Origin of the sequence: Klebsiella sp. JN_Kp122 (assembly GCF_040062085.1) — a bacterium.
GTDB lineage: Bacteria > Pseudomonadota > Gammaproteobacteria > Enterobacterales > Enterobacteriaceae > Klebsiella > Klebsiella aerogenes.
Window position 1 is genome coordinate 17,356 of record NZ_JBEAHW010000046.1, and the last position, 21,091, is coordinate 38,446.

Below are 21,091 nucleotides of genomic sequence, written 5' to 3' on the forward strand. Positions count from 1 at the left end.
GCGAGGAAAGCCAACGCACATGCAACTTGAAGTATGACGGGGATAGGCTTAGTCGCCTTTCTTCGCCGCCTGAATATAAAGCATCTCCAGCGCCAGAGTCGCCGCCGCCAGGGCGGTGATTTCGGACTGGTCATAGGCCGGGGCGACTTCAACCACGTCCATCCCGACGATGTTCAGATCCTTCAGGCCGCGCACCAGTTTGATCGCACGGTCGGAGGTGAGTCCACCGATCACCGGCGTACCGGTACCTGGCGCAAATGCCGGATCCAGGCAGTCGATATCGAAGGTCAGGTACACCGGCATATCGCCGACGATCTGCTTCACCTGAGCGATGATATCATCGACGCTGCGGTCGTTAACCTGGCCCGCATCAAGCACGGTAAAACCGTTATCTTTATCGAATTCGGTACGAATACCGATCTGCACGGAGTGGTTCGGATCGATAAGCCCTTCGTTCGGCGCGGTGTAGAACATGGTGCCGTGGTCGAATTCACAGCCGTTGGCGTAGGTATCGGTGTGGGCATCGAAGTGTACCAGCGCCATTTTACCGAAATGCTTGGCGTGGGCGCGCAGCAGCGGCAGGGTGACGAAATGGTCGCCGCCGAAGGAGAGCATGCGTTTACCGGCCGCCAGCAGTTTCTCCGCGTGCGCCTGCAGTTTCTCGCTCATTTCGCGGGCGTCGCCGAAGGCGTAGACCAGATCGCCGCAGTCCACGACGTTCAGGCGTTCGCGCATGTCGAAGTTCCATGGGAAACGGTTGTGCTCCCAGGCAAGGTTGGTTGACACCTGACGGATCGCCGCCGGGCCATGACGGCCGCCCGCGCGCCCGGAGGTCGCCATATCAAACGGCACGCCGGTGATGACCCAATCCGCATCGCTTTCATACGGCATAAAGTTCATCGGCAGACGCAGGAAACCAAAGGCGTTGGATACCAGGGAGTTATCGTATTGATGACCTAAAGTGCTCATGGATATGACCTCTTTTCGCAGTCGTGGTACGTAAAAAATAAGTATAAAAAAACCCCTCCGCGTCGTTAGGCCCGACGAGGAAGGGTTTGAATTGGGTTACTGCTTATGGGCATAAATTATCGCCCGAAAAACGCCCGGCAGCAAGCGGGACGTTTATTTTTGACAAGGCGCCGGGGCGAAACCGTCCGCCGGGAAGGCCTGGCTCGCGCACGGCGGTAGCGACGCTTGCTCTTTTCCACGTAAAGCGAAGGCCGCAAAACCAATGACTCCAACGTTACGCGTGTCGCCCTGTACGGAATGGGCGGCATAAGATTGCGCGACGTTTGAAAATTCGAATGCCGCCTCGATACGGCTGTTTTTACGAAAGCCTTTGATCGCTAACGAGCCACCAGCAGGCACAATGTAGCCATTGTTGTTAAGCGAACCGGCCTTACCGCTCAGGACATCGAGACCATCCACCGTGGCGACAATTTCATAATCCACGCTGTGGCTATAATTACGGACATATAATTGATACTGAGTACCAACGCGGGCCGCAATGGCGTATTGCCATTTTCCCGTGGAATTATTATAGCTGCGAGTAATAGGGAGAGAGTTAAAATTAGCATCGCGCACCGCATATTCCAGATCGCTATTACGAATGCTATAGCGCTGGTCAAACCCGGTTTGATATTGACCGGAATAATTAATTAGTACGATCTCATCAGGATGGGAATCTACGCGTTCTGCAGACACGCCTTTAACCGTTGAGTGAACGTCGCTGCCCCAGCGGGTGGCAACCTCAGTGGAGAGTGCCGTGCGGGTATTGTACTCCGGCTGTTTTGCGCAGCCGCTTAAAAATAATAAACCGATAATAAGACCGTAACGCGGTATGCTTTTCATATTCCGTCCCTGTTTCACTGAATGTTAATTCCCTGCGGCAGTGTACGGACCTTTGTCATTTTAAAAAGCAGCTACCATGATGTTTCAGATTTCATTTATAAAAAAGGGCCGGTTCAGGAATATAAACCGGCCCGCCAGCGGATAACTCTTAGTTACTCATCTTCAAGATAAGTATACCCGTACAGCCCCGCTTCGAACTCTTCGAGGAACTGCTGCTGCAGCTCGGCGTCGAGTCCGGTATTTTTCACCTGATCGCGGAACTGGGTCAGCAACGTATTCGGATCCAGTTGAACATACTGCAGCATATCCGCCACCGTATCGCCCTCATCGGAGAGCTCAACCTCAACGCTACCGTCCGGGAAGACGAAGACGTCTACCGCTTCGGTGTCGCCGAACAGGTTGTGCATGTTGCCGAGGATCTCCTGATAAGCGCCAACCATAAAGAAGCCCAGCATTGGCGGGTTCTCCGGGTCGTATTCCGGCATCGGCATGGTAGTGGCGATCCCGTCGCCGTCAACATAGTGATCGATGGCGCCATCGGAGTCGCAGGTTATATCCAGCAGCACCGCGCGGCGTTCCGGCGACTTGTTCAGCCCTTCCAGCGGCATCACCGGGAACAGCTGATCGATACCCCAGGCATCCGGCATCGACTGGAACAGCGAGAAGTTGACGTAGATTTTATCCGCCATACGTTCCTGCAGCTCATCGATAATCGGGCGATGGGCGCGGTTGCTTGGATCGAGCTGTTTTTGCACCTCATGGCACATGTTCAGATACAGCTGTTCCGCCCACGCGCGCTCCTGCAGGTTGAAGGTGCCAGAGGAGTAGCCGATGTGGATATCGTGCAGATCCATTTGGCTGTCATGCAGCCATTCACGCAGCGAGCGGCGGTTGCCGGTTTCGTGCATCTCCAGCCAGGTTTCCCACATGCTCTGCAGCGGACGCGCGGCGTCTTCCGCCGGCGGGGTCGCCTCGGTGTATTCGTTGCGCTCGACGCCGATAATGTTGGAAACCAGTACGGTGTGGTGCGCGGTCACCGCGCGGCCGGACTCAGTAATCACCGTCGGGTGCGGCAGGCCGTTCTCTTCACAGGCATCGCCGATCGCCCAGATGATATTGTTGGCGTACTCATTCAGGCCGTAGTTCACCGAACAGTCGGACTGCGAGCGGGTCCCTTCATAGTCCACGCCCAGACCGCCGCCGACATCGAAACACTGAATATTAACGCCCAGCTTATGCAGCTCGACGTAGAAACGCGCCGATTCGCGCACGCCGGTGGCGATATCGCGAATGTTGGCCATCTGCGAGCCGAGGTGGAAGTGCAGCAGTTGCAGGCTCTCAAGATGGCCTGCCTCGCGCAGAATTTCGACCAGTTGCAGCACCTGCGTCGCCGCGAGGCCAAATTTGGATTTCTCACCGCCGGAGGACTGCCATTTACCGGAGCCCTGCGAAGCCAGACGCGCACGCACGCCAAGGCGCGGCACTACGTTCAGACGGGCGGCCTCTTCCAGCACGATGGCGATTTCCGACATCTTCTCGATGACCAGATAGACCTTATGGCCCATCTTCTCACCCACCAGCGCCAGACGGATGTATTCGCGATCTTTATAACCGTTACAGACGATCACGCTACGGGTCATCCCCGCGTGCGCCAGCACCGCCATCAGCTCAGCCTTCGAACCGGCCTCCAGCCCCAGCGGTTCGCCGGAGTGGATCAAGGATTCAATCACGCGACGGTGCTGGTTAACCTTGATCGGGTAGACAAGGAAATAGTCGCCGTTATAACCGTAGGATTCACGCGCGCGCTTGAAGGCGGCGTTAATCGAGCGCAGACGATGTTGCAGGATCTGCGGGAAGCAGAACAGCGCCGGCAGGCGTTGTCCCTGGGCTTCGCGCGCTTTGACCAGCTCGGCCAGGTCGACGCGCGCTTCCGGGACGTCAGGATCCGGGCAAACGCTGATATGGCCCAGTTCGTTAACGTCGTAATAGTTATTACCCCACCAGGCAATATTGTAGGTACGTAGCATTTTGCTGGCTTCCTGGGAGCTCATCGCAACCTCCTGCATGGAACGTAGTACACCGTGTTCGCCTGCTGACGAAAGCGAACCCAAAGACATGTCGTCAGACATAGCGAACCTCAACTTGTAATATTAACTACTATCGCAGTCGACAGACGCGATAACAACCCATGAACAGCCTTTAATCCCAGCAGATAGTGCTGGCACTGCAGCTGCGCGACCGGTTTCTTATTCATATATAGTAAAACACGTACCCGAAGCTGGTGTGACAGCCCGGAGAAACCACGAGAAAACCCTTGCTCACGCAAGAGCGCCCTTGTTCAGTTTTCAAAAAGCCTGGAGGCCCTGGAATCCTGAGAAGCGCCGAGATGGGTAGAACATCGGCAGGTTTGCACGAAAGAGATGCAGATTGCGGGATAGAATTGCGCGACAGAACGACGCGACGAATCAGGCGAAAAACGTTGGTTCATTATCTGGTATCACCTCCACACTGCCCCGAAACAGGCCAGCGACAAGCCAAAGCTATACATATCGAACAGCCGGCGAAACCGCCGCTGTGTAACAGAGTGCTTAACCCGGCTGGAAGTGGCGTCACGAGATGGGGCTTCGTGCGCTTTTTTAATGAGCCGCGCGCGGCGTTTTATACCGAGAAGCGGGGTAAAATGCAAAATAAAAATACGCGCCTTGCCGGGGTTGTCAGGAAAAATTTCCACCACGCTTTTTCCATTAATGCGGGTGATGTCAAAAAAATGTGGAAATGCGATGAAGTTCTGACCTAAAATAGCCATCCAGAAGTTAATCCATCTATACTGATTAACACTCAGACTGCTCGTGTCACTACCTGCAAGCCTTGGTAGAGTCATCTATCAAAGCCTCTCTACACAACAGTATGAGCTACACGAATACTCACAGGTAAAATAAAACATGGCAAAACACCTCTTTACGTCCGAGTCTGTATCAGAAGGGCATCCAGACAAAATTGCTGACCAAATCTCCGATGCCGTGCTGGACGCGATCCTCGAACAGGATCCGAAAGCGCGCGTAGCCTGCGAAACCTACGTTAAAACCGGCATGGTTCTGGTTGGCGGTGAAATCACCACCAGCGCATGGGTTGATATCGAAGAGATCACCCGTAACACGGTGCGTGAAATTGGCTACGTGCATTCCGATATGGGCTTTGACGCCAACTCTTGCGCCGTCCTGAGCGCCATTGGTAAACAGTCCCCGGACATCAACCAGGGTGTTGACCGTGCCGATCCGCTGGAACAGGGCGCGGGCGACCAGGGCCTGATGTTTGGTTATGCCACTAACGAAACTGACGTGCTGATGCCGGCTCCGGTGACCTATGCTCACCGTCTGGTACAGCGCCAGGCTGAAGTCCGCAAAAACGGCACCCTGCCGTGGCTGCGTCCGGACGCGAAAAGCCAGGTCACTTTCCAGTATGACGACGGCAAAATCGTCGGCATCGATGCGGTAGTTCTGTCTACTCAGCACGCTGAAGATATCGATCAGAAATCCCTGCAGGAAGCAGTGATGGAAGAGATCATCAAGCCGATTCTGCCGACCGAATGGCTGAACGCTTCGACCAAGTTCTTCATCAACCCGACCGGCCGTTTCGTTATCGGCGGCCCGATGGGCGACTGCGGTCTGACCGGTCGTAAGATCATCGTTGATACCTACGGCGGCATGGCTCGTCACGGCGGCGGCGCGTTCTCCGGTAAAGATCCATCTAAAGTTGACCGTTCCGCAGCCTACGCGGCGCGCTATGTAGCGAAAAACATCGTTGCCGCAGGTCTTGCCGATCGTTGTGAGATTCAGGTCTCCTACGCCATCGGCGTCGCTGAACCGACTTCGATCATGGTAGAAACTTTCGGCACCGAAAAAGTGCCTTCTGAACAGCTGACCCTGCTGGTACGCGAGTTCTTCGACCTGCGTCCATACGGCCTGATTCAGATGCTGGATCTGCTGCACCCGATCTACAAAGAGACCGCGGCTTACGGTCACTTTGGTCGCGAACATTTCCCATGGGAAAAAACCGACAAAGCAGCCCTGCTGCGCGAAGCGGCTGGCCTGAAATAAGCCACCCCGCTTGACGACTTAAGGCCAGCCCCGCGCTGGCCTTTTTGTTGCCCCTCATTCCCCACATCTAACGCTTCCTGCCCTTTTTTTGTCATGCAGGCCATAGATAATGGAAGCGATTACATATCTGTTATAGAGCCTGGCGTAACTGAGCTTTCTGTTGACGCCAATTCTTTTCACAATGTTACATACCATGTCGAATCTCACCGTTTCAGCGCAATCTTATTGGCGATAATTGCCTTTTATATCTATGATTTGAATATGTTTTTGCTGATTACATATCTTTACCTTAGTGTAACCGATTACACAGTCGTGATTGTAATCACGTTTTTTTGTCCTGCACTCCCCTACTCTAAGCATCGACAGAATCAATAACTCAACTGGAGGGCGTTATGCCTGACAATAAAAAACAAGGGCGTTCAAACAAGACGATGACGTTCTTTGTCTGTTTCCTCGCCGCGCTGGCCGGCTTACTGTTCGGCCTTGATATCGGCGTTATTGCCGGCGCCTTACCGTTCATTGCCAATGAATTCCAAATCAGCGCACACACCCAGGAGTGGGTGGTCAGCTCCATGATGTTCGGCGCCGCCGTCGGCGCAGTGGGCAGCGGCTGGCTCTCTTTCAAACTTGGGCGTAAAAAAAGCCTGATGATCGGCGCGATCCTGTTTGTGGCTGGTTCACTATTTTCCGCCGCCGCGCCGAACGTCGAAATCCTGCTGATTTCCCGCGTATTGCTGGGGCTGGCGGTTGGCGTCGCCTCTTACACCGCGCCGCTATACTTGTCGGAAATCGCGCCGGAGAAAATCCGCGGCAGTATGATTTCGATGTACCAGTTGATGATTACCATCGGTATTCTCGGCGCCTATCTTTCCGATACCGCCTTCAGCTATAGCGGCGCGTGGCGCTGGATGCTCGGCGTGATTATCATCCCGGCAGTCCTGCTGCTGATCGGCGTTATCTTCCTGCCGGATAGCCCGCGCTGGTTTGCCGCTAAACGCCGTTTCGTCGATGCCGAGCGCGTCCTGCTGCGCCTGCGAGATACCAGCGCCGAAGCCAAACGCGAGCTCGATGAAATCCGCGAAAGCCTGAAAGTCAAACAGTCCGGCTGGGCGCTGTTCAAAGAGAACAGCAACTTCCGCCGTGCGGTATTCCTCGGCGTACTGCTGCAGATCATGCAACAGTTCACCGGAATGAACGTCATCATGTACTATGCGCCGAAGATTTTTGAACTGGCGGGCTATGCCAATACCACTGAGCAAATGTGGGGCACCGTGATCGTCGGCCTGACCAACGTACTGGCCACCTTTATCGCTATCGGCCTGGTCGACCGCTGGGGCCGCAAACCGACGCTGATCCTCGGCTTTATCGTGATGGCCGCCGGTATGGGCGTACTGGGCAGCATGATGCATATCGGTATTCATTCTGCTACCGCACAGTACTTCGCGGTACTGATGCTGCTGATGTTTATCGTCGGCTTCGCGATGAGCGCCGGCCCGCTGATTTGGGTACTGTGTTCGGAAATCCAGCCGCTGAAAGGCCGCGATTTCGGTATCACCTGCTCCACCGCGACCAACTGGATTGCCAATATGATCGTCGGCGCCACCTTCCTGACCATGCTGAACTCTCTCGGCAGCGCCAACACCTTCTGGGTCTACGGCGGTCTGAACGTGCTGTTTATCCTGCTGACTATCTGGCTGATTCCGGAAACCAAAAACGTCTCGCTGGAACATATTGAACGCAACCTGATGCAGGGACGTCCGCTGCGCGAAATCGGCGCTCGCGATTAATCCCCTCTGTGCTTCCTCCCCTTCGGGAGGAAGCTTCTTCTTGCTCTCCCCCGCGCGGCGCACTATCCTCTGGCGCTATGAAAACACCCCGTATTCCCATCGCTATCCAGCAGGCCGTCATGCGTAGCCTGCGGGAGCACCTTGCCACCGCCAATCTCAAGCTGGAACGCCGCTATGCGGAACCGACGCTGGTTTATCAGCAGCGCGGCACCTCCGCAGGCACCGCGTGGCTGGAGAAAAACGAGATCCGCCTTAATCCAGTGCTATTGCTGGAAAACCAGCAGGCGTTTATCGATGAAGTGGTACCGCACGAACTGGCGCATCTGCTGGTGTGGAAACACTTTGGCCGCGTCGCGCCGCACGGCAAAGAGTGGAAATGGATGATGGAGGCCGTGCTGGGCGTCCCCGCCCGCCGCACCCACCGCTTTGAGCTTGATTCGGTACGCCAGAACACCTTCCCCTATCGCTGCCAGTGCCAGCAGCATCAGCTCACCGTTCGTCGTCATAACCGCGTGGTGCGCGGTGAAGCCACCTACCGCTGCGTTCGCTGCGGCGATCTACTGGTGGCGGAAAAGTAACCACCGGAATTAATTAGAAACTTTCTGATCTGACTGATTGCATCTGACACCCTCATTCGCTACGTTGCGGGCTCGTTTTGACACGGAGTTTACGATGTCCCGTATGTATGTTTTTGCCGTCGCGTTGTTCAGCGTGGCAGCCAGCGGCCCGCTTGCGGCAGCTGGTATTCATAGTTTTTCCCAGGCGAAAGCCGCTGGCGTAAAAGTGAATGCCGACGTCCCCGGCGACTTTTATTGCGGTTGTAAAATCGACTGGCAGGGTAAAAAAGGCGTTATCGATCTGGAATCTTGCGGCTACAAAGTGCGTAAAAACGAGAACCGCGCCAGCCGGGTCGAATGGGAACATGTGGTTCCGGCGTGGCAGTTCGGCCACCAGCGCCAGTGCTGGCAGGATGGTGGACGTAAAAACTGCGCCAAAGATCCGGAATATCGCAAGATGGAAAGCGATATGCATAACCTGCAGCCTGCGGTCGGCGAGGTCAATGGCGATCGCGGCAACTTTATGTACAGCCAGTGGAACGGCGGCGACGGGCAGTATGGTCAATGCGCCATGAAGGTCGATTTCAAAGATAAAGTCGCCGAACCGCCGGTACGCGCCCGCGGCTCGATCGCTCGCACCTACTTCTATATGCGCGACCGCTATCAGCTGACTCTTTCCCGCCAGCAAACCCAGCTATTTACCGCCTGGGATAAGCAGTATCCGGTGACCTCCTGGGAGTGCGAGCGCGATGAGCGAATCGCCAAAGTACAGGGCAACCATAATCCTTACGTCCAGCAGGCTTGCCAGGCGCAAAAGAGCTAACCTACACTAGCGGCAATTGTTAATTTGCAGCCGCCGTCTTCCCCGCTATGGGGAAGACGCTATCTGCGCGAAGAACGGAATATCAAGCATGCGCATTCCTCGCATCCACCACCCGGAACGCATTACCCCCGGCAGCCACATTGCCCTCAGCGAAGACGCGGCAAACCACGTTGGCCGCGTCCTGCGCATGAGCAAAGGTCAGGAAATCCAGCTGTTTGACGGCAGCAATCAGGTTTTTGACGCGGTCATCACCGAAGCGGGTAAGAAAAACGTCATGGTCGAGGTTATCCGTGGCCAGATCGACGATCGTGAATCACCGCTGCACATCCATCTCGGCCAGGTGATGTCACGCGGCGAAAAAATGGAATTCACCATCCAGAAATCGATCGAACTTGGCGTAAGCCTCATAACGCCACTGTTTTCCGAGCGCTGCGGCGTTAAACTGGATGCCGAACGCTTGCAGAAGAAGATTCAGCAGTGGCAGAAAATCGCTATTGCCGCCTGCGAACAGAGCGGCCGTAACATCGTGCCGGAAATTCGCCCGGCGATGCAGCTGGAAGCCTGGTGCGCCGAGGAAGAAAACGGCCTCAAGCTCAACCTGCACCCGCGCGCCAGCGCCAGCATCAATACGCTGCCGCTGCCGGTTGAACGTGTTCGCCTGCTGATTGGCCCGGAAGGCGGTTTGTCGGCGGAAGAGATAGCGATGACCGCTCGCTATCAGTTTACTGATATCCTGTTGGGACCGCGCGTTCTGCGTACTGAGACCACCGCGCTCACCGCCATCACCGCGCTGCAGGTGCGTTTTGGCGATCTGGGCTAAAATCTGGCGCAACGTTCCGCAAACACGACAGCGCTAATGGAGAAAAGAATGATCAAGCTCGGCATCGTGATGGACCCTATCGCATCCATCAACATCAAAAAAGACACCAGCTTCGCTATGTTGCTGGAAGCGCAGCGTCGCGGCTATGAACTCCATTACATGGAGATGAACGACCTGTATCTCATCAACGGCGAATCCCGCGCCCGTACGCGCACGCTGAGCGTCGAGCAGAATTACGACAAGTGGTACGCGTTCACCGGCGAACAGGACCTGCCGCTGGCGGATCTCGACGTTATCCTGATGCGTAAAGACCCGCCGTTCGATACCGAGTTTATCTACGCCACCTACATTCTCGAACGCGCGGAAGAGAAAGGCACGCTTATCGTCAACAAGCCGCAGAGCCTGCGCGACTGTAACGAGAAGCTGTTTACCGCCTGGTTCTCCGATCTAACCCCGGAAACGCTGGTCACCCGTAATAAAGCCCAGTTGAAAGCGTTTTGGGAAAAACACGGCGATATTATTCTCAAACCGCTGGACGGCATGGGCGGCGCCTCAATCTTCCGCGTGAAAGCGGGCGACCCGAACCTCGGCGTCATTTCCGAAACCCTGACTGAATTGGGTAGCCGCTACTGCATGGCGCAGAATTATCTGCCGGCCATCAAAGACGGCGACAAACGCGTGCTGGTGGTGGACGGCGAGCCGGTGCCATACTGCCTGGCGCGTATCCCGCAGGGCGGTGAAACGCGCGGCAACCTGGCTGCCGGTGGCCGTGGCGAAGCGCGTCCGCTGACCGAAAGCGACTGGGAAATCGCCCGCCGCGTTGGCCCAACGCTAAAAGCCAAAGGCCTTATCTTCGTCGGCCTGGACATCATCGGCGATCGCCTGACCGAAATTAACGTTACCAGCCCGACCTGCGTGCGCGAAATCGAAGCCGCTTTCCCGGACGTGTCGATTACCGGCATGTTGATGGACGCCATCGAAAAACGTATCAACAAATAAGCACTGGGGCGGGCAAACGCCCGCCCGCAAGGCGCCCCTCGGGCGCCGGTAAAACAAAGTGCATCGACACGTTTCTACTTTACCCGCATACTGGGTGTTGTTTTTTTAAACCAGGAACAGAACCTCTGACAATGAATTTACAGCATCACTTTCTGATTGCCATGCCTGCGCTACAGGACCCTCTTTTCCGTCGCTCCGTCGTCTATATCTGCGAGTACAACGACGATGGCGCCATGGGCATTATCATCAATAAGCCGCTGGAAAATTTGCAGGTGGAAGGGATCCTGGAAAAATTGAAAATCGCGCCGCAGCCGCGCAACCCGGATATCCGTCTGGATAAGCCGGTGATGGTCGGCGGCCCGCTGGCGGAGGATCGCGGTTTTATTCTGCACACGCCGCCGTCTGATTTTTCCTCCAGCATCCGTATCTCCGACAACACGGTGATTACCACCTCACGCGACGTGCTGGAAACTCTCGGTACCGATAAACAACCGAGCAACGTGCTGGTGGCGTTGGGCTACGCGTCGTGGGAAAAAGGGCAACTGGAACAGGAAATTCTCGATAACGCCTGGCTTACCGCACCGGCCGATCAGAATATTTTGTTTAAAACGCCGATTGCCGACCGCTGGCGCGAAGCGGCCAAACTTATCGGTATCGATATCGTGACGATGCCTGCCGACGCGGGGCATGCATAATGAGCGGTACCTTTCTGAGTTTTGATTTTGGCACTAAAAGCATTGGCGTCGCCGTTGGGCAGCGCATTACCGGCACGGCGCGTCCGCTCCCGGCGCTGAAAGCGCAGGACGGCAAACCTGACTGGAACATCATCGAAAAGCTGTTGAAAGAGTGGCAGCCGGAAGCGGTGATTGTCGGCCTGCCGCTGAACATGGACGGCACCGAACAGCCGCTAACCGCGCGCGCACGTAACTTCGCCAATAAAATTCATGGCCGCTTCGGCGTGAAAATCACCCTCCACGACGAGCGTTTAAGCACCGTCGAAGCCCGCGCAGGGCTGTTCGAACACGGAGGTTTTCGCGCGCTCAATAAAGGCAGCGTTGATTCCGCCTCTGCCGTGGTTATCCTCGAAAGCTATTTCGAACAGGGATACTAATCGGTAGCTCTGGGATGAAAGCGAAGCATAGATTCGCGTTTGCGCCGGGTGGCGGCTTCGCCTTACCCGGCCTACAAAACCCCCGCTGGAGTAACCCGTAGGCCCGCGCAAGCGTAGCGCCGCAGGGCAATCATGGCAGCGGATGCGGAGCCGCTTTTGCGCCGGGTGGCGGCTTCGCCTTACCCGGCCTACAACCCCCTCGCTGGCATAACCCGTAGGCCCGCGCAAGCGTAGCGCCGCCGGGCAATCAGTGACGCAGATGTTCATTCGCCCAGCTTACCGCCTGGGTACGGTTCTTGACGCTCAATTTGCGGAACACATTGTACAGATGAGTACGTACCGTGTTTTCGCTGATGAACAGCGCGCGGGCAATATCCATATTCGTTGCGCCGCAGCGCAGCTCGTTGAGGATCTCACATTCACGCTCGGTCAACGGTGAGTTCTCCGTCGGCGCCGTGACCTGATCCGCAGAATACAGCGCCGGGTGCATCACGCTCAATTCAGCCGTCTGCTCGCCATTTAATACGGCTTTGACGCCCTCAATTAAGCGCGATTGGTCATCGTCATGGCGGAATACGCCATATAACGCAGGCCATTGCGCCATTTCGTAAAGCTCATACTTTTGCGCGCTATTGATAATCAACAGACGCGGATTATCTGCCTGTACGCGAATAATATCTCGCCACACGCCATTCAATTTCTTATTAGAGACGGCAATATCAAACAATATTACCGAGTCTTTTGCCAGACGTTGAGTTAGCGGTTTGTTGATATTATGCAGAGTTACGTTTACGGATAGCTTCTCAGTCAACCACGTCGCAAATGCATTACTCTGAATGGACGGATGAGTAATGAAAGTCACTTGACGCGAATGCGGTAAATTCTCCGATAAATTAATCACTTAAAACTCTCCTTAGCAGTACCCCGCCATCTTAGCGGTTAAATTAACTGAAAATTAAACGTTCAATAATGTATTTATATTTTCAAATACATTTTGGATATTGAAACATCATTTCATGAGAATCTTCCTATTCCCGTAAACAGCATAAATCGAACCCAGCAAAAGTGTCAAAAGGTAATCCCATTTTTTTCCTGGTTAAGCGGGGTAAATGTAAGCCCGCTGTCATAACATTCATTATTTCGGCTTAGGTCGTACCACTTATTTGTATTATGAAATCATTAATCAAAACATTAATTGAACACTGAATTAACAATTTAATGAATACCACCTTTGTTTCATCACGGCATAAGCTATAACTCACCTGCTAACGCACGTTGTTGAAAACTCTGCGCAAAGGTTTGCATTCCTGCCTGTTGACTGGTTTGCATCACGCCGGGTAGCTGATGCGTTTTTCCTTCGCGGATCAAATTTGCCACCGCTGGCGTGTTCACTAAAAGTTCGTATAGCGCAACCCGGCCGCCGGAAGCATTTGGCAACAATTTTTGCGCCGCCACGGCGCATAAACTCCCTGCCAGCTGACTGCGAACCGGCTCTTTTTCTTCCGCCGGGAACACATCCACCAGCCGCTCGACGGCCTGCGCCGCGCTGCGGGTATGCAGCGTCGCCATCACCAGGTGCCCGGTTTCGGCCGCGGTCAGCGCCAGGCGGATGGTTTCGCTATCGCGTAGCTCACCTAATAAGATCACGTCCGGGTCCTGACGCAGCGCCACGCGTAGCGCCGCCGCGAAGGAGGAGCAATGGCGGCCGATTTCGCGCTGCTGGATCAGGCAGTTCCTGCTGGCGTGAATAAACTCCACGGGATCCTCAAGGGTTAAAATATGACCATGGCGATATTGATTGAGGTAGTCCACCATCGCCGCCAGGGTGGTCGACTTGCCGCTACCGGTAGCGCCGGTAACCAGGATCAAACCACTCTCTTCATTTAACAGTTCGCTAAGCGCGGCGGGCGCGCCCAAATCACCCAACTGCGGGCATCGCTGCGGCAAAAGACGCAGCGCCAACGACAAGCCGCGCGCGTGGGCAAAAGCGCTGGCACGCAGCCGCGGCCCATCTGAGAGGGCAAGGGCAAAGTCCACCTGGCCATCGGCACGCCACTGCGCCAACTGTGGGTCGTTAAGCCAGCGAGTGAGGATTTCCTCAACATCCGGCGAAGTAAACGGTGCAGGCTCAAGCTTTCCCAAACGACGCCAGCGCGGCGGATACGCGCTGCACAGGTGTAGATCGGAGACGTTATGCTTTACACTAAGGGCCACGATTTCTTCCAGCTCCATAACTGATCCTCGGAATATGAACGATATTGCGCATAACCTGGCACAGGTCCGGGATAAAATCTCAGGCGCCGCCGCCCGCTGCGGCCGCGCTTCAGAAGAAGTTACGTTGCTTGCAGTGAGTAAAACCAAACCTGCGAGCGCTATCGAAGAAGCAATGACCGCAGGACAGCGGGCATTCGGCGAAAACTACGTCCAGGAAGGGGTGGATAAAATCCGCTATTTCCAGCAGGCGGGCGCCAGCGGTCTGCAGTGGCACTTCATCGGCCCGCTGCAGTCCAACAAAAGCCGGCTGGTGGCCGAACATTTTGACTGGTGCCACACCGTCGACCGGTTGAAAATCGCCACCCGCCTGAGCGAGCAACGTCCGGCGGATTTACCGCCGCTGAACGTGCTGATTCAAATCAACATCAGCGATGAACAGAGTAAATCCGGGATCCCGCTGGCGGAGCTTGACGCTTTAGCCGCCGGTGTCGCCGCCTTACCGAATCTCCAGCTTCGCGGGTTAATGGCCATTCCGGCGCCAGAGTCAGAATATGAAAGGCAGTTTGCCGTCGCCCAACAAATGGCGGTAGCATTCGCGCAACTGAAAACGCTCTACCCTTCGGTTGATACGCTCTCTCTGGGCATGTCGGATGACATGGAAGCCGCTATCGCGGCGGGAAGCACTATGGTGCGCATCGGGACCGCAATCTTCGGCGCGCGCGACTACAGCAAAAAATAAGGAATCTGAGGAACGCCATGAAGACGTTGACCTTCCTGCTCTCAACGGTCATTGAGCTCTACACAATGGTCATGTTGTTACGCGTCTGGATGCAGTGGGCGCGCTGCGACTTTTACAATCCGTTTTCACAGTTCGTCGTGAAAGCGACCCAGCCAATCGTCGGGCCGCTGCGCCGGATTATCCCGGCAATGGGGCCGCTGGATAGCGCCTCCCTGCTGGTCGCCTTCGTGCTCTGCGTTATCAAGGCGATCGTGCTGTTTATGGTGGTCACCTTCCAGCCGATTATCTGGATTGCCGCGGTGCTGATCCTGCTGAAAACCATCGGTTCGCTGATTTTCTGGGTGCTGCTATTGATGGCGATCATGAGCTGGGTAAGCCAGGGCCGCAGCCCGGTGGAATACGTGCTGATGCAGTTGGCCGACCCGCTGCTGCGCCCGATCCGCAACCTGCTGCCATCCATGGGCGGCATCGACTTTTCGCCGATGGTGCTGGTCCTGCTGCTGTACGTGATTAACATGGGTATCGCCGAGCTGCTGCAAGCTACTGGCAATGTCCTGCTTCCGGGGCTGTGGATGGCGCTATGAGTGCCGTTGAAGTCTGCGCTGACGGGCTGGTGCTCAGGCTGTATATTCAGCCAAAGGCCAGCCGCGACAGCCTTGTTGGTCTGCATGGCGACGAGCTCAAAGTCGCCATCACCGCCCCACCCGTCGACGGCCAGGCAAATGCCCATCTGGTTAAATATCTCGCTAAACAGTTCCGCGTTGCGAAAAGCCAGGTGCTTATCGAAAAAGGCGAACTGGGCCGTCACAAACAGGTAAAAATCATTCACCCGCAGCAGATCCCGCCCGCCGTCGCGGCGCTGACTGACTAAACAGGATTGAATATGCAAAAAGTTGTACTCGCTACCGGCAACGCCGGTAAAGTTCGCGAGCTGGCCTCGCTGCTGGAAGATTTTGGGCTCGACGTCGTCGCCCAGACCGAGCTTGGCGTCGATTCCGCCGAAGAAACCGGCCTGACCTTTATCGAAAACGCGATCCTCAAAGCGCGTCACGCCGCGCAGATCACCGGCCTACCGGCCATCGCCGACGACTCGGGTCTGGCGGTGGATGCGCTGGGCGGCGCGCCGGGAATTTACTCCGCTCGCTACTCGGGTGAAAACGCCAGCGACCAGCAGAATCTGGAAAAGCTGCTGGATGCCCTGCAGGATGTGCCCGATGAGCAACGCCAGGCCCAGTTCCACTGCGTGCTGGTGTATCTGCGCCATGCCGAAGACCCGACACCGCTGGTGTGCCACGGCAGCTGGCCGGGCGTGATTACTCGCCAGGCGGCGGGTAGCGGCGGCTTTGGCTATGACCCGATTTTCTTTGTTCCGTCCGAGGGTAAAACCGCAGCGGAACTGAGCCGTGAAGAGAAAAGCGCCATTTCCCACCGTGGGCAGGCGCTGAAACTGTTACTGGAAGCATTACGTAATGGCTAATTTGCCGCCTCTGAGTCTTTATATTCATATCCCGTGGTGCGTGCAGAAATGCCCGTACTGCGATTTCAATTCGCATGCGTTAAAGGGCGAAGTGCCGCACGACGACTACGTCCAGCACCTGCTTGCCGATCTGCGCCACGATGCGCCATACGCACAGGGACGTGAAATTAAGACTATTTTTATCGGCGGCGGTACGCCGAGCCTGCTTTCCGGCCCGGCGATGCAAACCCTGCTTGATGGCGTGCGCGCCTGCCTACCGCTGGCGGCGGATGCGGAGATCACCATGGAAGCCAATCCGGGGACCGTGGAGGCCGATCGCTTCGTTGAGTATCAGCGTGCCGGGATCAACCGTATCTCCATCGGCGTACAGAGCTTTAGCGAGCCCAAATTGCAGCGTCTGGGGCGTATTCACGGTCCGGAAGAGGCAAAACGCGCGGCGCGGCTGGCGAGCGGCCTCGGGCTGCGTAGCTTTAACCTCGATTTAATGCATGGCCTACCGGACCAGTCGCTGGATGAGGCGCTGGATGATTTGCGCCAGGCGATCGCGCTGAATCCGCCGCATCTGTCGTGGTATCAGTTGACTATTGAGCCGAACACGCTGTTTGGTTCGCGCCCGCCGGTATTACCGGATGACGATGCGCTGTGGGATATTTTCGAGCAGGGGCATCAATTGCTGAGCGCCGCAGGTTATCAGCAGTACGAGACCTCCGCTTACGCCAAACCAGGCTATCAGTGCCAGCACAATCTCAACTACTGGCGCTTTGGCGATTATCTGGGTATTGGCTGCGGCGCGCACGGCAAAGTGACCTTCCCTGATGGCCGAATTCTGCGTACGGCGAAAACCCGTCACCCGCGCGGCTACATGGAAGGCCGTTACCTGGAGCGCCAGCACGACGTGGACGCGGCGGATAAACCGTTCGAGTTCTTTATGAACCGCTTCCGCCTGCTGGAGGCCGCGCCGCGCGCGGAGTTCAGCTTGTATACCGGCCTTAATGAGCAGGTTATCCGTCCGCAAATCGATGCCGCTATCGCCGAAGGCTATCTGCTGGAAGATGCGCAAAACTGGCAAATTACCGAGCACGGTAAACTGTTTTTAAATTCGCTGCTAGAGCTGTTCCTCAGCGAAGAGTAATCCCTGCGGGCGGCACGTCGTCGCCCGTATCTTTCCCATTACATCCTCTTCCGCCACGGTCAAATAGACTGGCGTTTTTTTGTTCACTTATTTGCAGCGAATCACAAAATCCGATCGACTTTTTTCCTTTTCTTGACTCATTTTTTGCGCAGTGGTAATCCTGCTTCATCGGTTGAGCAAATGTAAAACCGACGTATCCTACATGTGAATTATTGGTAACTCTGATTAAAAAAAGTCTCTGTAACGTCGGCGCAACCCGGCGGGCTTAAGCCTATAAAAAAGAGGGTAACACAATGAATTACCGTAATATATTTATCACACTCGCCGCACTATCCGGCACCGTCACGGCTTCAGCCTGGTCTGCAGAGTCCGCCACCGTGGCCTTTTTAATGCCCGATCAGGCCTCTACCCGCTATGAGCAGCACGACTTCCCCGGTTTTAAGGCGGAAATGAGCAAGCTTTGCGCGGAATGTAAGGTCATCTATCAGAATGCCAACGCCAACGCGTCGCTCCAGCAGCAGCAGTTCAACTCGGTAATCGCCCAGGGAGCGAAAGTGATCGTCCTGGATCCGGTTGACTCTTCCGCCGCCGCCGCGCTGGTCGAAAACGCCCAGGCGCAGGGGGTCAAGGTCATCGCCTATGACCGCCCGGTGCCAAACAAACCGGCCGATTTTTATGTTTCGTTTGATAACGAGGGCATTGGCTACGCCATCGCGAAATCCCTCACCGACCACCTGAAAGCGAGCGGCGTGCCGCAGGATGCCGGCGTGCTGCAAATTAACGGTTCGCCAACCGATGCCGCCGCAGGGCTGATCCGCGACGGTATCCATCGCGGATTGAAAGAGTCCGGTTACAAAACGCTGGCCGAATTCGACACCCCGGAGTGGGCGCCGCCGAAAGCCCAGGAGTGGACCGCCGGGCAGGTTACCCGCTTTGGCGACAAAATTAAGGGCGTGGTCGCGGCGAACGACGGTACCGGCGGCGGCGCGATTGCCGCCTTTAAGGCTGCCGGGGTCCAGCCGCTGCCGCCGGTCACCGGCAATGACGCCACTATCGCCGCGCTGCAGCTGATCATCGCCGGCGACCAGTACAACACCATCTCCAAGCCATCGGAGATCGTCGCCGCGGCGGCGGCCAAAGTGGCGGTTGATTTTATTCAGGGCAAAAAACCGCAGGCCAGCACCACCCTGTACAACACCCCTTCCCAGCTATTTACCCCGGAAGTGGTAACGGCCAAAAACATCAAAGCGGAAATCTTCGATAAAAAAATCCAGACCTGGGATCAGGTGTGTAGCGGCGAGTACGCCGCCGCCTGCCAGAAGTTAGGCATCAGCAAGTAACCTTTGCCCCTGCGCCCGCCGCGGCGGGCGCGATTTCGCCATGATTGAGGTCGTTTTGTATGCCGCAACAACAACACAACTCCGCCGCCGGGCGGCCAATACTGCAACTGCGCAACGTCTCTAAACATTTTGGCGCGGTGTCCGCGCTGACGGATATCGAATTAGAAGTCCACGCCGGCGAGGTAGTTGCGCTGGTCGGCGACAACGGCGCGGGCAAATCCACGCTGGTGAAGATCCTCGCCGGCGTCCACCAACCGACCTCCGGCACCATTGAGTTTGACGGCAACCCCGTCACCCTCGATAGCCCCGGCAAGGCGCTGGAATACGGTATTGCCACGGTGTTTCAGGATCTGGCGCTGTGTGAAAACCTTGATGTGGTAGCAAACCTGTTTCTGGGTCATGAAATTTCGCCGTTCCAGCTCGATGAAGTGGCGATGGAAGTGAAAGCCTGGACGCTGCTGCAGGAGCTGGCGGCACGTATTCCGTCGGTACGCGAACCGGTGGCATCGCTTTCCGGCGGCCAGCGGCAGACCGTCGCCATCGCCCGTTCGCTGCTGCTGAACCCTAAAATCATTATGCTCGATGAGCCCACCGCGGCGCTGGGCGTCGCGCAGACCGCGGAAGTGCTCAACCTGATTGAGCGCGTTCGCGAGCGCGGGCTTGGCGTCATCATCATCAGCCACAACATGGAAGACGTTCGCGCCGTCGCCGACCGTATCGTGGTGCTACGTCTCGGGCGCAACAAAGGGATCTTCACGCCCGATGCTTCCAATCAGGATCTGGTCGCCGCGATCACCGGCGCGACGGAAAACGCCGTTTCACGCCGGGTTGAACGTAAATCACAGCCAACAACTTCCGGAGCGATGTAATTTTATGAACAGTAAGACCGCATCCCACACCGCGCTGGATCGCAGCGATGAGCGCGTTCGTCACGACGAGGGGCTGTTTGGCGCCCTGCGCGCGCAGATAACCCGCATCAAAACCGGCGATCTCGGCACCGCGCCGGTGATAGCAGGGCTGATTGTGATTTCCCTGGTTTTCACCTTCCTCAACCCGGTCTATATCGCGCCGAATAACCTGGTGAACCTGCTGTTTGACTGCGCGACGGTCGGGTTTATCTCGCTCGGCATCGTCTGCGTTCTGATGCTTGGCGAGATAGACCTGTCGGTCGGCTCCATGAGCGGCCTGGCATCGGCTATCGTCGGCGTGCTGTGGGTGAACGCAGGATGGCCGCTGGCGGGAGCCATCGCCGTGGCGCTGGCCTGCGGCGTGGCCGTCGGGCTGGTCTACGCGCTACTGTATACCCGCGTCGGAATGCCAAGTTTCGTCGCCACCCTCGCCGGCCTGCTGGCGCTGCTGGGCATGCAGCTGTATATCCTCGGGCCGAGCGGCAGCATCAACCTGCCCTATACTTCGCCGCTGGTGCGCTTTGGCCAACTGCTGGTGATGCCCGGCTGGTTCTCACACCTGATGGCATTGCTGCCAGGACTGGCGATTATTGTCTTTGGTCTGAAAAAGCGCTCGCGGCGCCTGGCGGCCAATCTTTCCGCCGAGGGAGTCAGCTCGCTACTGGCGCGCGCGATCGCGCTGACGATTATCTTCGAGGCCGCGGTGCTTTACCTCAATCAGGGGCGCGGTATTCCGTGGATTTTCGGTCTCTTTGTCGCCTGCGTGATGATCCTCAACTACGCGCTGAAACGGACAAAATGGGGTCGCTCGATGTTCGCGGTCGGCGGCAACCGTGAAGCGGCGCGCCGTTCGGGAATTAACGTGCGGGCGATTTATGTGAGCGCTTTTGTTCTGTGTACCACGCTTGCGACCTTCGGCGGCATTCTCGCGGCGTCGCGACTGGCTTCCGCCAGCCAGCAGGCCGGCACCGGCGACGTCAACCTCAACGCCATCGCCGCGGCGGTGATCGGCGGCACCAGCCTGTTCGGCGGACGCGGCAGCGCCTGGTCCGCGCTATTGGGGATCATCGTGATTCAGTCGATTTCAAATGGGCTGACGCTGTTGAACCTGCCGTCTTCGCTGCGCTATATCATTACCGGCGCGGTACTGGCGATTGCGGTAATCATTGATTCTCTGGCTCGCCGTTCACGCGTGTCGCACGGCCGCGCCTGAGTGGATAAGTGCGCGGCCCAAAG

23 protein-coding genes are annotated in these 21,091 nt (G+C 56.4%); 16 read left to right on the forward strand and 7 right to left on the reverse strand.

What is annotated here, in order from left to right; all coding sequences use genetic code 11:
* Positions 1 to 48: 48 nt before the first annotated feature.
* From speB to ABLU78_RS20180, 5 genes are all read right to left on the reverse strand, one after another.
* Entirely contained in the window at positions 49 to 969 is a 921-nt protein-coding gene (gene speB, locus ABLU78_RS20160) for an agmatinase (protein ID WP_015369744.1), read from the reverse strand.
* 153 nt (positions 970 to 1,122) lie between these two features.
* A complete protein-coding gene (locus tag ABLU78_RS20165) occupies positions 1,123 to 1,851 on the reverse strand; it encodes a membrane protein (protein ID WP_042897774.1) in 729 nt (242 codons plus the stop codon).
* Positions 1,852 to 2,003: 152 nt separating this feature from the next.
* Entirely contained in the window at positions 2,004 to 3,980 is a 1,977-nt protein-coding gene (gene speA / locus ABLU78_RS20170; RefSeq protein WP_020077953.1) for a biosynthetic arginine decarboxylase, read from the reverse strand.
* Positions 3,981 to 3,988: 8 nt separating this feature from the next.
* A complete protein-coding gene (yqgB, locus tag ABLU78_RS20175) occupies positions 3,989 to 4,105 on the reverse strand; it encodes an acid stress response protein YqgB (RefSeq protein WP_015369741.1) in 117 nt (38 codons plus the stop codon).
* A gap of 243 nt (positions 4,106 to 4,348) precedes the next feature.
* Positions 4,349 to 4,657 carry a hypothetical protein gene (locus ABLU78_RS20180; RefSeq protein ID WP_139340791.1) on the reverse strand — a complete coding sequence of 103 codons (309 nt, stop codon included), beginning with the start codon at positions 4,655 to 4,657 and terminating at the stop codon, positions 4,349 to 4,351.
* 136 nt (positions 4,658 to 4,793) lie between these two features.
* On the opposite strand from ABLU78_RS20180, the gene metK reads away from it, so the two are divergent.
* The 8 genes from metK to ruvX all read left to right on the forward strand — a co-directional run bounded on the left by metK (position 4,794) and on the right by ruvX (position 12,045).
* Positions 4,794 to 5,948 carry a methionine adenosyltransferase gene (gene metK / locus ABLU78_RS20185; RefSeq protein WP_004149807.1) on the forward strand — a complete coding sequence of 385 codons (1,155 nt, stop codon included), beginning with the start codon at positions 4,794 to 4,796 and terminating at the stop codon, positions 5,946 to 5,948.
* 392 nt (positions 5,949 to 6,340) lie between these two features.
* Entirely contained in the window at positions 6,341 to 7,735 is a 1,395-nt protein-coding gene (locus ABLU78_RS20190; protein WP_015369739.1) for a sugar porter family MFS transporter, read from the forward strand.
* A 77-nt stretch (positions 7,736 to 7,812) separates the two neighbouring features.
* Positions 7,813 to 8,313 carry a SprT family zinc-dependent metalloprotease gene (locus tag ABLU78_RS20195; protein WP_020077952.1) on the forward strand — a complete coding sequence of 167 codons (501 nt, stop codon included), beginning with the start codon at positions 7,813 to 7,815 and terminating at the stop codon, positions 8,311 to 8,313.
* Positions 8,314 to 8,407: 94 nt separating this feature from the next.
* The gene (endA, locus tag ABLU78_RS20200) at positions 8,408 to 9,115 is read left to right on the forward strand and encodes a deoxyribonuclease I (protein ID WP_015369737.1); all 708 of its coding nucleotides are present in this window, start codon (positions 8,408 to 8,410) and stop codon (positions 9,113 to 9,115) included.
* A gap of 88 nt (positions 9,116 to 9,203) precedes the next feature.
* The gene (gene rsmE, locus ABLU78_RS20205; protein WP_015369736.1) at positions 9,204 to 9,935 is read left to right on the forward strand and encodes a 16S rRNA (uracil(1498)-N(3))-methyltransferase; all 732 of its coding nucleotides are present in this window, start codon (positions 9,204 to 9,206) and stop codon (positions 9,933 to 9,935) included.
* Between the two features lie 48 nt (positions 9,936 to 9,983).
* Complete coding sequence (gene gshB / locus ABLU78_RS20210; protein WP_015369735.1) at positions 9,984 to 10,934, forward strand: glutathione synthase; 951 nt, start codon at positions 9,984 to 9,986, stop codon at positions 10,932 to 10,934.
* Between the two features lie 131 nt (positions 10,935 to 11,065).
* Positions 11,066 to 11,629, forward strand: a complete 564-nt coding sequence (locus ABLU78_RS20215) for a YqgE/AlgH family protein (RefSeq protein WP_015369734.1) — start codon at positions 11,066 to 11,068, stop codon at positions 11,627 to 11,629.
* Entirely contained in the window at positions 11,629 to 12,045 is a 417-nt protein-coding gene (gene ruvX, locus ABLU78_RS20220) for a Holliday junction resolvase RuvX (protein WP_015369733.1), read from the forward strand. The genes ABLU78_RS20215 and ruvX overlap by 1 nt, the downstream gene beginning before the upstream one ends.
* 247 nt (positions 12,046 to 12,292) lie before the next feature.
* Here ruvX and ABLU78_RS20225 read toward each other — a convergent pair whose 3' ends face one another.
* On the reverse strand, positions 12,293 to 12,946 hold the full coding sequence (locus ABLU78_RS20225; protein ID WP_047043381.1) for a LuxR C-terminal-related transcriptional regulator: 654 nt from the start codon (positions 12,944 to 12,946) through the stop codon (positions 12,293 to 12,295).
* A gap of 350 nt (positions 12,947 to 13,296) precedes the next feature.
* Positions 13,297 to 14,277 (reverse strand): type IV pilus twitching motility protein PilT, encoded by a 981-nt coding sequence (locus tag ABLU78_RS20230; protein ID WP_015703454.1) that lies wholly within the window; start codon positions 14,275 to 14,277, stop codon positions 13,297 to 13,299.
* Positions 14,278 to 14,293: 16 nt separating this feature from the next.
* On the opposite strand from ABLU78_RS20230, the gene ABLU78_RS20235 reads away from it, so the two are divergent.
* From ABLU78_RS20235 to ABLU78_RS20270, 8 genes are all read left to right on the forward strand, one after another.
* A complete protein-coding gene (locus tag ABLU78_RS20235; RefSeq protein ID WP_032715810.1) occupies positions 14,294 to 14,998 on the forward strand; it encodes a YggS family pyridoxal phosphate-dependent enzyme in 705 nt (234 codons plus the stop codon).
* A 17-nt stretch (positions 14,999 to 15,015) separates the two neighbouring features.
* Positions 15,016 to 15,582 carry a YggT family protein gene (locus tag ABLU78_RS20240; RefSeq protein WP_015369729.1) on the forward strand — a complete coding sequence of 189 codons (567 nt, stop codon included), beginning with the start codon at positions 15,016 to 15,018 and terminating at the stop codon, positions 15,580 to 15,582.
* On the forward strand, positions 15,579 to 15,869 hold the full coding sequence (gene yggU, locus ABLU78_RS20245) for a DUF167 family protein YggU (protein ID WP_015369728.1): 291 nt from the start codon (positions 15,579 to 15,581) through the stop codon (positions 15,867 to 15,869). Before ABLU78_RS20240 ends, yggU begins: the two co-directional genes overlap by 4 nt.
* 12 nt (positions 15,870 to 15,881) lie before the next feature.
* Positions 15,882 to 16,475, forward strand: a complete 594-nt coding sequence (locus tag ABLU78_RS20250; RefSeq protein ID WP_032715812.1) for an XTP/dITP diphosphatase — start codon at positions 15,882 to 15,884, stop codon at positions 16,473 to 16,475.
* The gene (gene hemW, locus ABLU78_RS20255) at positions 16,468 to 17,607 is read left to right on the forward strand and encodes a radical SAM family heme chaperone HemW (protein ID WP_048229463.1); all 1,140 of its coding nucleotides are present in this window, start codon (positions 16,468 to 16,470) and stop codon (positions 17,605 to 17,607) included. The genes ABLU78_RS20250 and hemW overlap by 8 nt, the downstream gene beginning before the upstream one ends.
* A 293-nt stretch (positions 17,608 to 17,900) precedes the next feature.
* Positions 17,901 to 18,947 (forward strand): sugar ABC transporter substrate-binding protein, encoded by a 1,047-nt coding sequence (locus ABLU78_RS20260; RefSeq protein ID WP_015369725.1) that lies wholly within the window; start codon positions 17,901 to 17,903, stop codon positions 18,945 to 18,947.
* A 59-nt stretch (positions 18,948 to 19,006) separates the two neighbouring features.
* Positions 19,007 to 19,816, forward strand: a complete 810-nt coding sequence (locus ABLU78_RS20265; RefSeq protein ID WP_004181271.1) for an ATP-binding cassette domain-containing protein — start codon at positions 19,007 to 19,009, stop codon at positions 19,814 to 19,816.
* A 4-nt stretch (positions 19,817 to 19,820) separates the two neighbouring features.
* Positions 19,821 to 21,068, forward strand: a complete 1,248-nt coding sequence (locus tag ABLU78_RS20270) for an ABC transporter permease (protein WP_015369724.1) — start codon at positions 19,821 to 19,823, stop codon at positions 21,066 to 21,068.
* Positions 21,069 to 21,091 lie beyond the last annotated feature (23 nt).